The organism is Vibrio sp. S/42/10 (genome assembly GCF_029890535.1).
GTDB classification, from domain to species: domain Bacteria; phylum Pseudomonadota; class Gammaproteobacteria; order Enterobacterales; family Vibrionaceae; genus Vibrio; species Vibrio cyclitrophicus.
Window position 1 is genome coordinate 316,855 of sequence record NZ_JAKMZC010000001.1, and the last position, 15,369, is coordinate 332,223.

The window sequence follows — 15,369 nt, forward strand, 5'->3', positions numbered from 1 at the left end:
CTGTCAGATACGCACTTAGAACCTCAAGCGTCTATCTTTAAGCGTTTTCGACATCGCATCAGATGTGCGGATGACTTGCTCTCTAAACCATTTATGTGCGGGATCGTTATTCTGCTTCTTAAGCCAAATTAAGTAATGAGACATCTGCTCATAAACAAACGGAGGCTTAAACAACTGCAGACCAAGCCTCTCTTGAAACTGGAGAGCCATAGAAAGTGGGACAACCGTTATATAATCCGACTGGCTACATAAGAGGATATTACTAAACAGTGATCGTCCGTGAAACGCTATTTTGCGCTTAGATAAATCCAAAGAAGTGTAATGGCTCAAGCTACGAACTTTACGGCGAGTTCGGTCTAATACCGCATGCTTTTCAGTCATAAACTGAGCCTCGCTGATCTCACCTTGAATTCGAGGGTGACCCTCACGACACACAATAGCAAAGTCACCTTGATAAAGGACTTCACTGGCTATACTTGGATGCTCAGGAACCAAGATTTCAATCATAGCATCGAATTCTTGGGTCAGAAGATCTTCATAAATACGATCATCATTGTCTGGTTGGTCAAACACTTCAAGCGACAAATTTTGGTTAGGAAGCGCGGCAAAGCTATTGAGTAAAACCCATTGAAGATGCTCTGGTGAAGAGATAACAAACTTACGTTCAGAGGCTTGCTCATCAAAGCTCGCCATAGATTGAAATACACCGTTCAATTCATTAATTGGCGTTTTGATCTGTTCATACAAGCTTTGTGCATACGATGTAGGAACCACACCTCGTCCTTTACGGACAAAAAGCTCTTGGCCAATCTCTTTTTTTAGGCGTATTAGTGCGGTACTGATGGTCGACTGATTAGTACTGAGTTGATCAGCGGCCTTACTTAAACTGCCTTGCTCCATTACAGCAGAAAACACCGCAAGTAAATTAAAGTTTGGAATGTCGTTGCTCATATATAATTACTCATTAGGCGACCATAAACACCATGCTATCGTAAAAACGATAGAATGAAATAGGAATCCGTCATTAGAGCGGTAAATTGAGACACTAACATCCCACGTAATAAGTATCTCAATAGGTTTAGCAGCAAAAACATTAACTTGCTATTCCTAGCGAGATGATGACGAGCAGCGTGATGCTTTCAAACCCAATAAGGACAGCAGCACTCCTTCTTCCTGAGCTTACTTATTTATAAGTGAGTACCGCAAGAGCCAACTCACTAACTTTTACTTAATCTACCGTTCACCAAGTATCTTAAACTCAAATGGCAACTGATTGGTTTAGATTCTAGTTTCAATACGTTGAAAAAAACATGATATTGTCTCATTAAATGTGACACTGTGTTCTGATTGGATTTGGTATACATTTGATTATTATTAGCTACAATGCTTCGAATTCAACGATTGAAAGTCGCGTTTACTCATTATTGAAAGCATGTATTTTTAACACCTCATAGTGATGCCTCATTCGTCACTGATTTTCATTTCTCTCTTATTGTAAATAATCATGAAAAAAATAAATTTCACTCAATTACTTATTGATGCTTTTATTAATCATTTCATTGATCCAAGCCAACTTAAGCAACGATGTTTTCAAGCCGAATTTGAGCGCTAGCAAATAAATCAACTAACCGATTTGAAATTAAAGTAACTTATCGTAATTACGATATTATCAAATCGTAATTCTGGGTGGATACTGTTCAAAACTCTTCCTATTATCCTGCCAACAAATCAATTCTTAGCCAAAACAGAACGCTGACAAATATCTAACTGCAATGCGTCAATGATCATGGAAGACCCCCTCGATAGCTGAGGAACTACACGTAATAAGATAATTGCTCATTAGCCATTCAGTTTCGGTCTGCTGGCTGACAACAAGTGTTGATTTATAGGGAAGCATTCGCTTCTTGATACCGAGAATCCGTTGTCTAGACTAAGTAGTCTCACTTTAAAGGCCATCTAATACTCTTGTTTATTATGCGCACCCATATTCAAGATAATAAGCACCTATTTTTCAAGATGTCATCAAAAGTTAGACTTCTAGGCTACAAATTCTCTCTCCTTATTTGTGTAGGTTGAGATATGAATTTTATTAAAATCGTTTTCCAGAAAGTCTGGGCCATTGCTTTGGTCTTGATTAAGTTCTGCCTGTTTATGGCAGTGATGTTAGCTGGTGCATGGGCTCTTGCTCCGTTAGGCACAATCCACTCTAAAGACATCGACATGTCTCAATTCAATAATCATCCCAACGAAATGATGATGAACTTCTTCCAGACAGAATACTTCTCTGGTTACCTATTCTCGGTCACGATAGCGGTCGTCTTAGCTGTCATTTATGGCATGTGGCAAATACATGAATTGGGCGTGCATAAAGCGAAAGAACACAAAAGTGCTCACGTACAAATCGTGTTTGCACTGTCACTTTGTGGTCTATTCATTAGCAAAACATTCTGGGTTATTGCATTAGTTATCGCGTTGGCGAACTGGAAGCATATTGGTCAATCACTGAGTGATGTTATTCGCCGTGGCGTACAGCCTAAACAAGACACTACCAATACAGAAACTGCTGTAGTCCGCGTATCATCCGAAAAACCGTCTCAAACAAAACAGTCTCCAGTAGAACAATCTTCAGAAAAAAAGTCTGCCGATGAAAAGACTCCAACAAAACCATCCCCTACAGAAAAAGAGGTCGCATAATGAAAGAGATGATGATCCCATACATCCTAATCGTATGGTCACTATTTGCGACAGGTGCACTTAAAAAGAGCATCAAAAACTATACATGGGCTGCCATTGGTGGCGTGGTAATTCTAGCAGTGTTAGCGGTAATTTCTCGCTTGTGGGCCCCTGTTGATCTAACAAACTCAACCACTGTGAAAGCACCACACGCGGTAATGTCACCTATCTTTGGTCAGCAGATCGACAAAGTGCTTGTTAAGCACAACCAAATGGTTAAAGAAGGCGATATAATCTACACCCTTGTCGACATAGATTCTGCCGCAGACAAAGCAAAGATCGAATCTTCAATTGTTCAGAAAGAAGAACAGATTAAGCAAATGACTCGCGACTTAGAGCGCGCTGAAACTTCACCTGAAATTTTCAATCTGCGTGACGTAGAAAAGTACGACTCAGACCTTCGAGTGCTGCACGCTCAACTTGTGTCGTTAAAAGCCGATCTACAAAAAGTAAATTGGGCGCAAGAGAAGAAAACGATTAGAGCTGAATTTGACGGTCAGGTATCGATAGTGAATATTGCTGAGGGGTCTGTAATGGGGAACATGCACCTTTACAACACCAGCAAAAAGTTCCTTGAGATGCGTATTTCAGACCAAACTTACGGATATGTTCAAGTAGGCGATTTTGCAGAGTTCTTCGTTGATGCATACCCAGGGCACGTGTTCAGAGCAAAAGTACACAGTTTCAACGCAGGTACGGGAGAGTCGAGTATTTCTCCACTTCAGGGGCCACAAAGCGTCGGTCAACACGTGGTCAGAAACGGTAATGGTTTAGGTCGTACTATCGTACTTGAGATCATCGAACCAGAAGGTTACAACATCCCTATTGGTTCAACTGGCGCGGCTTGGATTTCAGCAGAAAAACCACATCCTTTCTGGGGCTTCATTGATGTTATTGGCGCAGCAACCGTTCGCCTACAATCATACAAGTCTTACTTAGGCGCTTGGTAAACACGCTGGCACTGGATGGTATCATCACCTGCTGAACGCTCGCATGAGCTTCAAAATCAGGTGTGATTTCTTTTCATTCATAGAATACCCAATGCCCCGATTTTCGGGGCATTTTTGTATCTGAGATGAACCCATAGCCCTAATTGATTCAAATCAAAATAAATCGTTTATGTAATCATTCAAAGAACCAATCATCGTAAAAACGATAATTTAAAATATCATTACCTCGTAGATAGCCCCCGCTCTCACCTCTATCATTCAAACCAAGAAATCCAATTCCTGTATCCAAATATAAGGTCACTTCATGACTAATACATTCAAAAAAATGGCACTTCCTGTTGCTATTGCGAGCGCTTTATTGGTGTCTGGTTTTACATCAGCGACCCCAGTGGTAGAAGCAACGTCAAAAGTAGGTCAAGAACTGCAAACAAGTTCAGCGGCTCAATACCAAAATATTGATCTAAACGCACGCTACAAAAACGATGTTTTGTTCGAACATGAATCAAACCTATTTTGGGGTAAAGGCGATCGTATTAAGGTTCTTTCTAAAACCGGTGAAACATTGGCGTACACAGAAGAGTCTGAACACGTGCACCCAACGCTAACAAAACACAGTCGTAAAATGGACCAAGCGGTTATACAAGTCGATGACAATGTTTACTTTGCTTACGGTTTTGGCCTAGATACTCCAGTCATGATTGAAGGCGATGACGGTATCATCATTGTCGATCCTGGCGAATCTGTTCAAATGGCAGAAGCAGCAAAAGCGCAGTTCCGCCAGATTACCGATAAACCAGTCACTGCAATTATTTACTCTCATAACCACATTGACCACATCTCTGGTGTTCGTGCATGGACAACTGATGAGAAAGTAGCTTCTGGTGAAGTTAAGATCATTGCTCAAGAGGGCCTAACTGAAGCAGTGGCAAACTGGTCTTCAAACCTAGGTACGCTATTTGGCCATCGCACCTCTTACACCGGAGCAAAACACGTTGAAGAAGGTGAACACGGCACTGTAAACGATGGCCTCGGTCCGCGTTTCATGCAAGGCGATATCTCTTTCATTGAACCAAACACACTTATTGAAGCTAATGGTACGCTAGACATCACTATCTCTGGCGTACGTATGCAAATCGTAAACGTACCGTCTGAAACTAAAGATGAAGTCGTGGTTTATCTGCCTGAACAGAAAATTCTGCACGCCGCAGAGGTTTTACAAGGTGAAAACTTCCCGAACCTACACACCATTCGTGGTACTAAGTTCCGCGATCCGAGCATGTGGTTCAAAGGCATCGACGTAATGCGTCAATTCGATACAGAGGTCATGATCAACTCTCATGGTCGCCCTGTTGAAGGTAAAGAAGCAGTAGCAGATGTACTAACCGCTTATCGCGATGCGATTCAATACACGCATGACCAAACCATTCGCCACATGAACAAAGGCTTAACACCTGACGAGCTAGTTGAAGTAGTTAAACTGCCTAAACACCTAGCTGAACACCCTTGGTTGGGTGAGCATTATGGTACTGTTGCACACGCTGTTCGCCAAATTTACGTAGGCTACAACGGTTTCTTCGAAGCCGATCCGTGGCAACTAGAGCCAATGGCTTATGAGCAGCGTGCTAAAGCTTTCGTAGAAATCATGGGCGGCCGTGATAACATCATCGACACAGCAAAAGCAGCGATGAAAGCAGAGAACTACACTTTTGCAGCGGAGATTCTTTCTTACCCTATCACGGTAAACAAAGATGACATGGAAGCGCGCTTACTAAAGGCACAAGCTTACAAAGCATGGTCTGCCGATCAAGTGAACATCAACTGGCGTAACTGGGCGTTGAATGCTGCAGCTGAACTAGAAGGTAATCGTGACTTCTCTAACATGATCAGTTTTGCTTCTGTAGACGTTCTAACTGCCCTACCAAGTAAGCAAATCTTCGATATGATGACGTCGACGCTAATCGCAGAAAACTCGTTAGACGTAAACATGATGCTAACGTACAACTTCTCTGATACTAACGAAGCATTCACTATCGAAATTCGTAACGGCATTGCTCAGTTACACGAAGAGGCAGTGAAAGGCGCAGACGTTCAAATCAACACCACTCGTGCAGTATTGAACCAAATCTTGATTGCGGGTCCAAACGCTCAACAAGTGATTGGTACCAACCTACAGTCTGGTGCATTCAAGTTCTCGAATGGCGACATCAAGGGCTTCGGTCAATTCATGAGCTACTTCGATAAGCCAATGACTCCAGAAGAGATCATGCTCATCGTTCGCTAATAGCGAGTTCGAACGGTCGCTCTTCGGCGATAGCTCTTCGATGATAGCTCTTCGATGATAGTGTGTTAGTAAACAATCACTAACACACTATCAACCAATACGCTGACCGCTTCACATGGACGACAAACAAATACAGGGACCCTTTGTGGTCCCTTTTTTTATCGTCAGGTTCGGCTTCTACCGTCAGATTCTTAACCCTGTTATAGGTCTCGATAACCATTATGTTAAAACGATTTGCTCTGATTCTTTCACTCACCTCTTCACTTACGTTTGCCTGCGGTCTTCACCAAGAGACAGGGTTTAGTTTAGTGACAGAGCCCGGTTCACTCGAGGTATTTGGCAACGTCATTACAGCCAGACAAGACGATGAATTCAACAACCTCAATAAGCCAGATCACTTTCGACTCTTTGCCATCAAGGCTGCGCTTGCGAAACCCCACCCAAGCAAAATTGAGTTCAACTTGTTCGAAGCAATCAAAGGTCATTACAGCCAAGTGAAATTTGAGAAGGGGGTCGATGTCTCAGGCAGAGATACTTTGCCTACCGAGGAAGATCTATTACTGATTACGGAACTCGATGTGTTCGATGCGTTAGCAACTGGCACCATCTCTTGGGATCACGCGACACTAAACGGCTTAGTGATCATCAACGGCCCACAAGATAAACGAGAGCAGCTTGAAGATTGGCTTAGTGATATTTTTGAAGGGTAATAGCTTAAAGCGGGACAGATAAAAAGTCGTCAAACCCTCGGACTTCAGAACATTGAGGGTTCAACGACAAACTTAAATCAAAAAAGCGTAGGCAACGGAATCAACTCCAGCCCCAGCACACCACTGATGCTCATGACCACCAGCAGGGACACCTTAAACACCGTCTTTGACCACTGGATGTAGTTAAGGCAATCGACTTTGCGAAATGTCACTTTGGTCCACATAAAGCAAACCGCCGCCGACACCGCAAGGTATTCATAACCTGCTTCCCCGAGTAGGAACAGCGCCAATGATACTGCACCAAACGCCACTACATAGGCTTTCATGTGTTGATGCGCTTTGTCGACGCCCTCTTTCACCGGTAACACGGGAATGCCTGCATCTCGATAATCTTGAAGGCGGAACATCGCGATCGCGTACGAGTGTGGCATTTGCCATAAACAGAACATCGCGAACAACAAAACCGCTTCAAGGCTGATGTAATTCGTCACCGCCAAGTAACCCACCAATGGCGGAACGGCTCCCGAAATACTGCCGACTAAAGTGCCGTAAACCGATGTACGCTTGTACCACATGGTGTAGAAAAAGACGTAAAACACATAGCCAAGCAACACCATGACCGCAGAGATCGGATTAGCGAACTGGAACAGAAGCGCTGTGCCTGAGAGTAGTAAAACCAAGGCATAAACGAACGCGACGTCTGTATTGATGTTGCCCTGAACCAATTCTCGATTTTGTGTGCGCTTCATCTTCTGGTCGATGTCTCGATCAAAGATGTTGTTCACAACACAACCTGATGCAATCACAAGTCCCACACCCGCTAATGTTGTCAGTAATAACATCGCATTGGCTGGTTCTGTTTTTGCGGCGAGGAAGAACCCCGCCGCAACAGAAATCAGGTTGCCGAAAATGATGCCCGGTTTGGTGATAGACAGATATCTTTTCAGCATACCCTTGCCTACAACTTCATGTTGACGTTCATGTTGTAGATGATCCATACCGAGCCAGCGATAAGAATCAATACAACAATGGCGGTAAACATCAGTGACACCAAGTTCCAACGTCCATCGGAAGATTTCGCTTCCATATGTAAGAAGTACTTAAAGTGCACAAAAATTTGCACCAACGCGCAGCCGAACAAGATCACGTACGTTTCTGTGCTTGGTAACACATGCGCCCACACGATGTAGAACGGAATAATGGTGAGAATCAGTGACGCAATAAAGCCTTTCACATAATCCGTTGCACCACTGTCTAGATGCTGTTCCATTACATCACCCCCATTAAGTACACGATGGTAAATACACAAATCCAAACGATATCAAGGAAGTGCCAGAACAAGCTCAAGCACTGGAAGCGCATCGACATGTTATCGTTCAAGCCTTTGGTTGAAAGTTGGTGGTACGCCACCGCCATCCAAATCAGGCCAAACGTTACGTGCAAACCGTGTGTGCCAACCAAGGTAAAGAATGCAGAAAGGAATGCACTTTCTTGAGGGCCATAACCTTCTGCAATCAAATGATGGAACTCATACACTTCCATACAGATAAAGGCTAAGCCCAATACGAAAGTCACTTTGATCCAGCGCTTCAGTCCGGTCACGTCTTTGCGCTTCATCGCAATCATGCCAAAACCGAATGTGATACTACTGAACAGCAGCATCATGGTTTCGACAAACACGAACGGCAGTTCAAAGATGTCTTTACCTGTCGGCCCTGCAATTGATCCACTCTCAAGCACGGCATAAGTCGCGAAAAGCGTGGCAAACAGGACACAGTCACTCATCAAGTAAACCCAGAAGCCAAACAACTTATTGCCCGCAGCTTCGTGGTGATGATCATGCGAATGTGCAAGATCATAAGTGTGTGACGGAGTATTAGCTTGCATACGTCGTCTCCAAGTCATCTTTATTGTCGTTATTATCACTGTCAGCGTCATTGTCTAGATCAGCGTTCTTGCCGCCTTTCTCTGACTGTTTCTTCGCTTCTTCAAGCTGTGCACGTCGAGCCGCTTCAATCGCTTTGATCTCTTCAACTTCCACGTAGTAATCCACATCGTCGTTGTAGCTGTGTTGAATACACGTCACCACTATGCCCACTAAGCTTGCAGCCGCTAGCCACCAGATGTACCAGATCATTGCGAAGCCAAATGCCAACGCCCATGCAGACACATAAATGCCTGTCGGTGTGTTCTTCGGCATGTGAATACGTTCGTATTCTTCTTCCTGAGTTGGATCAAACTCACCACTTTGCTTTTGATACCAGAACGAATCGATCTCATCGCCCTTAGGCAGTTTTGCAAAGTTGTAGAACGGTGGTGGTGACGATGTTGCCCATTCGAAGGTACGTCCGCCCCATGGGTCACCGGTTAGATCTCGGTTTTGGTCTCGGTCACGAACACTCACGTAAATCTGAACGAACTGACACACCACACCCATCGCAATCACGCCCGTACCTGCAGCCGCAACCGCCAGTAGTGGGAAGAACTCAGGGTTAATGTCTTGGCTCAAACGACGCGTCATGCCCATAAAACCAAGAGCGTAAAGCGGCAAGAACGCCATCAAGAAACCGATGATCCAGCAGTAGAATGCGCGTTTTCCCCAAAGCTCGTTCAGAGTGAAACCGGTCGCTTTCGGGAACCAGTAACCAATCGCAGCGAAACAACCGAACACTACGCCACCGATGATCACGTTGTGGAAATGCGCAATCAGGAATACCGAGTTATGCAGAATGAAATCTGCGCCCGGAACCGCCATCAATACGCCCGTCATACCACCAACGGTGAAGGTGATAAGGAAACCGACCGTCCACATCATTGGTGTGGTGAAGCGGATACGTCCTTTGTACATGGTGAATAACCAGTTGAAGATCTTAACCCCGGTTGGAATAGAGATAATCATGGTTGCGATGCCGAAGAAGGCATTCACATTGGCGCCAGACCCCATGGTGAAGAAGTGATGCAGCCAAACCACAAACGCTAAAATAGTGATAGCCACCGTCGCCCATACCAGTGAGGTATAACCAAACAATTTTTTGCGAGAGAAGATTGCTGTAACTTCAGAGAACACACCGAAGATAGGCAAGATTAGGATGTACACCTCAGGGTGTCCCCATGCCCAAATCAAGTTCACATACATCATCACGTTGCCACCAAGGTCATTGGTGAAAAAGTGCGTACCGATGTATCTATCCAACGTCAGTAACGCGATGGTTACCGTTAGGATTGGGAAAGAGATGATGATCAGGATGTTGGCACACAGAGATGCCCAAGTGAATACTGGCATCTTCATCATTGGCATAGACGGAGTGCGCATGCGCAAAATAGTCGCGAAGAAGTTCACACCCGTTAATGTGGTACCCACACCGGATATTTGCAACGCCCATATCCAATAATCGACCCCGACTCCCGGACTTGCCTCAATGCCAGACAACGGCGGATACGCCAACCAACCCGTACGGCCAAATTCACCTAAGCCCAGTGACATGTTGGTTAGGATGATACCCACTACAAACAGCCAGAAGCTCAGGTTATTGAGGTAAGGGAACGCAACATCACGAGCACCAATTTGCAGTGGCACAATGATGTTCATCAAACCGATAACCAAAGGCATCGCGACGAAGAAAATCATGATCACGCCGTGAGCCGTGAAGATCTGGTCATAGTGATGTGGCGGTAAATAGCCTGTCTCACCCGCTGCGGATAGCAATTGCTGACTACGCATCATGACCGCATCGGCAAAGCCACGGACTAACATCACCATCGCGACCGCAATGTACATGAAGCCCAATTTTTTGTGGTCTACAGAAGTAAACCATTCATTCCAAAGGTATTGCCACTTACCGGCTTTTGTTACCGCATACACCACTAAACCACCCACTAAAGCGATCATGGTTAACGTGAACAAAATAATGGGTTCGTGGTAGGGAATTGAGTCTAGAGTTAATCTTCCAAACATGACGATTATCCTTGGGTTTCCGGCAAACAGTTCATTGAACCAGGGTGCTGGGTCACGACATCAGTGAATAAAAATGGTGGGATACTGGAGAACAGAGTCACAGGTTCAGCGACACTTGGCGCAGCCAATGAACGGAATTGCTCCCAATCTTCAATACGGTCTGGGCTAGCTTTCACTTTTTCCACCCAGTTTAGAAACGCCACTTGATCAGGCATGGCTGATGCGGTGAATTTCATTTGAGAGAACCCTTTACCACTGTAGTTCGACGCAAAACCTTTGAAGTCACCTTCATGATTAGCAATCAAGTTCAGCTTGGTCACCATTCCCGGCATCGCATAAATCTGCGAACCAAGACGCGGGATAAAGAACGCGTTCATGATGTTGTCTGAAGTCAGCTTAAACGTCACCGGTACATCTTTCGGGAACGCAACATAGTTAACCGTCGCAATGTTTTGCTCCGGATAGATGAACAGCCATTTCCAGTCCAGAGAGACCACTTCGATCACCATAGGTTGCACATCACTTTCCAGAGGCTTGGAAGGCTCTAGTTCGTGTGTTGTTCGCCAAGTGATGGTGGCCAGAATCGCAATAATGATGATTGGAATCGTCCATACCACTATTTCAATCTTGGTTGAGTGCGCCCAGTCAGGTGCATACTCTTCTGTGGTGTTGCTTTCACGGTATCTATAAGCAAAGTAGATGGTCATCAGAATCACGGGGATGACGACAATCAGCATCAGTAACAGAGCCGTAATAATCAGCTCCTTTTCCTGAACGCCAACGCTACCTTTTGGGTCGAGCAATGCGGAGTTACATCCTTCGAGCATCAGGACGGTTCCCACCAAACCAATCCTCGACAGATTTGCTCTCGATAAAATGCGTTTATATCTTGAAGCTTCCATTAACTTTCTCGATGGTTATCCAGCCTCAGAACGAACGCCCGAGTACTGGTTGTCATGGTCATTAGAATATTTATGTGTTGAGCATGTGAAACGACGCATCTCAAAGCGAAACGGAATTAGCCACGATCTTGAACAGTCGACAGTTGAACTGACAAGTTAAAACGACAGTGCTTCGCAGCCGAAACATTACCGCACGGTTAAAACCACACAAAAAATATGACTTAATTGTTACACTTTGAAATACATTGTTACATTTGGCGCATTATGATGAGTTGAAATTGAAAGCTCACCAAACAAACTTGGAAACTAACCTTCCAGTTATGAAAGTGAGATATGGGAAATTGATGCAATTCAGACGCACGATATAGGCGTGCCACACGAGTTGAGCCATGTGCGGAAAAGGATTAAGGGGAAACGGGAGAGAGAAAAGTAAACAAGCAGTAGAAACAACAATGTTGGATTACATTAGAAAGAGCGAATTAAACAAAGTGTGACGATCATCAAATTTATGAATTCACATACGATTTCAAAGGTATTTACAAAAGATATCACTAGAGACAGCAACCCATCAGGCACTCGAATGACACGTTGATTTTTATGATAATAATGTCAGCTATGTGCAGCAAAAAACGGCCAAATATGAAGATAAAAAGCCGATTTTTGGGGTATTAAGAGATGTTTTAAGCGGGTATTACTCCCCTCAAGGGAGGGGAGTAATCGTCTTTAAGAGAGAGATTATGCTGTTGGTTCGATGACGGTTTTGCGCTGATTTTTAGTCATCAAATGATAAACCACAGGCACAAAGTAGAACGAGATAAGAGTAGTTAATACGGTACCGCCGACAATCGCGACTGCAAATGGAGGCCAGAAACCGCCACCAGCAATAATCAACGGCATAAAGCCACCAACGGTTGTAATCGTGGTCGAGCTGATATGACGAGTACACGACATCACAGCTTCTACCACCGCATCCACATTGCCTGATGAGGCTTGCTTATCGAGTTTCAATTCGGTCAAAATCACGATGGCGGCGTTAATCGCTAAGCCCGCAATCCCGAGCATGGCGATGATCACCGTGAAGCCGAACGGATAACCGAAGATCCATACCGACAACAGCCCTAGCCCACCAGCCAATCCTGCGACCATGAAGATGATGCTACTCATTCGGAACGAGTTGAACGACATCACCACCACCAACACCATCAATACCACCACAACGGCGACATTCGAGATCAGGCTATTAACTGAATTGTCTCGTTCAGCGGATTCGCCACCAAAGCCAATCGTGTAACCCGATGGCATCTCATAGTCTGCAAGGCGTTTTTGGAATTCATTAAGCGCGGTTTGAGGTAAAACACCCGCTTCAATGTAACCCTCGATGGTATTGACACGCTGCCCGTTACGACGAGTAATCGCACCACGACTCGTCGTCAGTTCAAGCTCGGCTAAGGTAGACACATTGATACCGGTTGAGTAGACATCTGAACTGATCGGCAAACGAATATTACTCAGGTGCGAAAGATCCTCACGAGCCTCATCCGCGACACGAACACGAATCGGCACCGATTCACTGCCCTCAATCACCGAGCCACTTTCACGACCAGTTAGTGTGGTTTGCAACATGCCAGCAAATTGGTTCAATGAAATACCGTTGAGTTTCGCGGTATCTTCATCGACCTTCAACCACACCTTCGGCGTACCCGGTTGCAGTGTTTCCCTTGTGTGAGTCACATGAGGGACACCTGCAAGAATCAAGCGTACATCTTCACCAATCGCTTTGAGCGTATCCAGATTTTCACCATAAACGCGCAACTCAACGGGCGCGGTAAATGGAGGCCCTTGATTAAGCTTTCGTACCAAGATCTGCGCCTGTGGTACTTCTTTATCTAACACCTTTTGAAGTTCTGGAATTAGCGCATTGGCTTGATCAAAGTTTTCTGTTTTCACCATCGCTTGCGAGAAGTACGGCGCGTTGTTTTGCCTCGCTTGTAGGTTGTAATAAAACGATGGGAAGTTCGCGCCCACTAGCCAATCAATGCGTTCTACTTCGGGGTAACGATGAATAATGTCGTCAATTTTCTCAGAGGTGTTTTTGGTGGCGTAAATGCTTGCTTGCGGCGGCATGTACACCTGAATCTCAAACATGTCTCGGTCTGATGGCGGGAAGAATTGCTCAGTCAGCTGAGACATACTCCAGTAACCAGTAAACGGAACCAACAACACCAAAGCAATCGTGATAATTGGATGCGTTACACCAAAGCGGACAGAAGACGAGAACCAACGCGTCAAAGCCGGAATTCTCAAACCGGTCATGTACCAATGGTGCTGACCTTTCTTGTCGACATCACTGAGTTGTTTCGGCAGTAGCTTAGTCGCTAAGCCCGCAATCAAGGTGTGCGAAATGATGTAAGAACCGATCAACGAGAAAGAAACGGTAATCGCAATTCCTCCCACAAACTCACCCGATGCGCCCGGCATCAGAATGATCGGGGCAAACGCCAATACCGTGGTTAATGTTGACCCCAGTAGCGGCACCCATAAATGTTTCAACGCATTCATGGTTGCTTCGGCTCGATGTTGTCCTTTCAGGCGGTAAGCTTGAATGGTGTCGACCATCACCACCGCGTTATCTACCATGATTCCGAGCGCCACAATTAGGCCCGTCACCGACATTTGGTTAATCGGAACACCGGTCATTTTCATGATCGACAGGGTCAATAATGAGGTTAACGGCAGAGAAATTGCCACTAAGATGGCGGCGCGAACGCCCAAGGTGACGAACAGCACAATTAAGATCAAGCCGAAACCGATCATCAAGCTTTTGCCTAAATCGTCTAAGCGAGTTTCGGTATAGCCTTGCTGATTGAAAAGCACGTTGACCTGAATATTGCTCGGCAGCTCTTGCTCAAATCGACTGATGAGCGCGTTGGCTCGCGACGTCCAGTTATCAACTCGCAGATCAGGGTGCATTCTTGCCGCAACAATTACACCCGGCTCACCATCAATAATGGCAATCTGGTCTTGTGGGGTTTTCTCACCACGTTTCACAGAAGCAATGTCTTCCATACGGATGATGTGACCATTGCTATCAGTGGCTATTGGCACTTGCTTAATGCGTTCAATAGAATCGAGTTCAGATTTAATTTCTAAGCCAAAGCGAGAATAATCACTCACTAACTCACCGGCGGAGTTCTTGGCGTCCGCCCCTTCTAGCGACTCAGCAATATTGGCACTTGAGCGCCCTAACGCCGCTGCATCTGCGGTACGTAAACTGATTTGAATCTCTTCTTGTGGCATCCCGTATTCATCAACAAATTCGGTGCCCGATAAAGTTCGTAATCGCTTGGCGAGTTCTTTGGCATAGCGACCCAGCGTTAACCTGTCAGGCTCGCCGGCACCAGACCAAGTTAGAGATGCAATGGTCGTGAAAGCATAAGTATGGTCGCTATCGAGATCGGGAGAATGTGAGCCCGCAGGCAAGATGGATTCGATATCAGATAGTTTGTCGCGAGCTTGCGACCAGACCGGTTCTGGCTCGGTGATTGTGTCATTCAATTCAAGCGTGACAATAGACACGCCCGGCCTTGAGGTTGAGCTCACCAATTTAACTTCACTCAGTTCACGCAGCTTATTCTCGATTACCTCAGTAACCAAGGTTTCAACACGTTCGGCACTGGCGCCGGGGAAGCTCGTAGTAATGTTCGCGTAACGGTTGATGATGACTGGATCTTCTGCACGCGGCAGCGTCATGAACGCAGAAATACCACTCACCATGAGCAGTGCCGTCATTAAGATAAGCAGTCGAGTATTGGAAATAATCTCTATGATTTTCATGCTA

Annotated in this window: 11 protein-coding genes; 4 read left to right on the top strand and 7 right to left on the bottom strand. The window is 45.2% G+C overall.

Annotation, left to right across the window (positions count from 1 at the left end):
• Positions 1 to 15: 15 nt before the first annotated feature.
• A complete protein-coding gene (locus tag L8S15_RS01425) occupies positions 16 to 951 on the bottom strand; it encodes a LysR family transcriptional regulator (protein ID WP_010439834.1) in 936 nt (311 codons plus the stop codon).
• 1,128 nt (positions 952 to 2,079) lie between these two features.
• On the opposite strand from L8S15_RS01425, the gene L8S15_RS01430 reads away from it, so the two are divergent.
• From L8S15_RS01430 to L8S15_RS01445, 4 genes are all read left to right on the top strand, one after another.
• Entirely contained in the window at positions 2,080 to 2,694 is a 615-nt protein-coding gene (locus tag L8S15_RS01430) for a magnesium transporter (protein ID WP_010439832.1), read from the top strand.
• Positions 2,694 to 3,683, top strand: a complete 990-nt coding sequence (locus L8S15_RS01435) for a biotin/lipoyl-binding protein (RefSeq protein ID WP_010439830.1) — start codon at positions 2,694 to 2,696, stop codon at positions 3,681 to 3,683. Before L8S15_RS01430 ends, L8S15_RS01435 begins: the two co-directional genes overlap by 1 nt.
• A 304-nt stretch (positions 3,684 to 3,987) precedes the next feature.
• A complete protein-coding gene (locus L8S15_RS01440) occupies positions 3,988 to 5,964 on the top strand; it encodes an alkyl sulfatase dimerization domain-containing protein (protein WP_280571926.1) in 1,977 nt (658 codons plus the stop codon).
• Between the two features lie 221 nt (positions 5,965 to 6,185).
• The gene (locus L8S15_RS01445) at positions 6,186 to 6,674 is read left to right on the top strand and encodes a hypothetical protein (protein ID WP_016798082.1); all 489 of its coding nucleotides are present in this window, start codon (positions 6,186 to 6,188) and stop codon (positions 6,672 to 6,674) included.
• A 77-nt stretch (positions 6,675 to 6,751) separates the two neighbouring features.
• Here the strand turns inward: L8S15_RS01445 and cyoE are convergent, their stop codons facing one another.
• From cyoE to L8S15_RS01475, 6 genes are all read right to left on the bottom strand, one after another.
• Positions 6,752 to 7,672, bottom strand: a complete 921-nt coding sequence (cyoE, locus tag L8S15_RS01450) for a heme o synthase (RefSeq protein WP_102363751.1) — start codon at positions 7,670 to 7,672, stop codon at positions 6,752 to 6,754.
• The gene (cyoD, locus tag L8S15_RS01455) at positions 7,633 to 7,944 is read right to left on the bottom strand and encodes a cytochrome o ubiquinol oxidase subunit IV (protein ID WP_004736302.1); all 312 of its coding nucleotides are present in this window, start codon (positions 7,942 to 7,944) and stop codon (positions 7,633 to 7,635) included. Before cyoD ends, cyoE begins: the two co-directional genes overlap by 40 nt.
• Positions 7,944 to 8,561 carry a cytochrome o ubiquinol oxidase subunit III gene (gene cyoC, locus L8S15_RS01460; protein WP_010439790.1) on the bottom strand — a complete coding sequence of 206 codons (618 nt, stop codon included), beginning with the start codon at positions 8,559 to 8,561 and terminating at the stop codon, positions 7,944 to 7,946. The genes cyoD and cyoC overlap by 1 nt, the downstream gene beginning before the upstream one ends.
• Positions 8,551 to 10,629: a cytochrome o ubiquinol oxidase subunit I gene (gene cyoB / locus L8S15_RS01465; protein ID WP_280571927.1), complete on the bottom strand. Its 2,079-nt coding sequence runs from the start codon at positions 10,627 to 10,629 to the stop codon at positions 8,551 to 8,553. The genes cyoC and cyoB overlap by 11 nt, the downstream gene beginning before the upstream one ends.
• A 5-nt stretch (positions 10,630 to 10,634) precedes the next feature.
• On the bottom strand, positions 10,635 to 11,531 hold the full coding sequence (gene cyoA / locus L8S15_RS01470) for a ubiquinol oxidase subunit II (RefSeq protein ID WP_081324793.1): 897 nt from the start codon (positions 11,529 to 11,531) through the stop codon (positions 10,635 to 10,637).
• A gap of 735 nt (positions 11,532 to 12,266) precedes the next feature.
• A complete protein-coding gene (locus L8S15_RS01475) occupies positions 12,267 to 15,365 on the bottom strand; it encodes an efflux RND transporter permease subunit (protein WP_280571928.1) in 3,099 nt (1,032 codons plus the stop codon).
• Positions 15,366 to 15,369 lie beyond the last annotated feature (4 nt).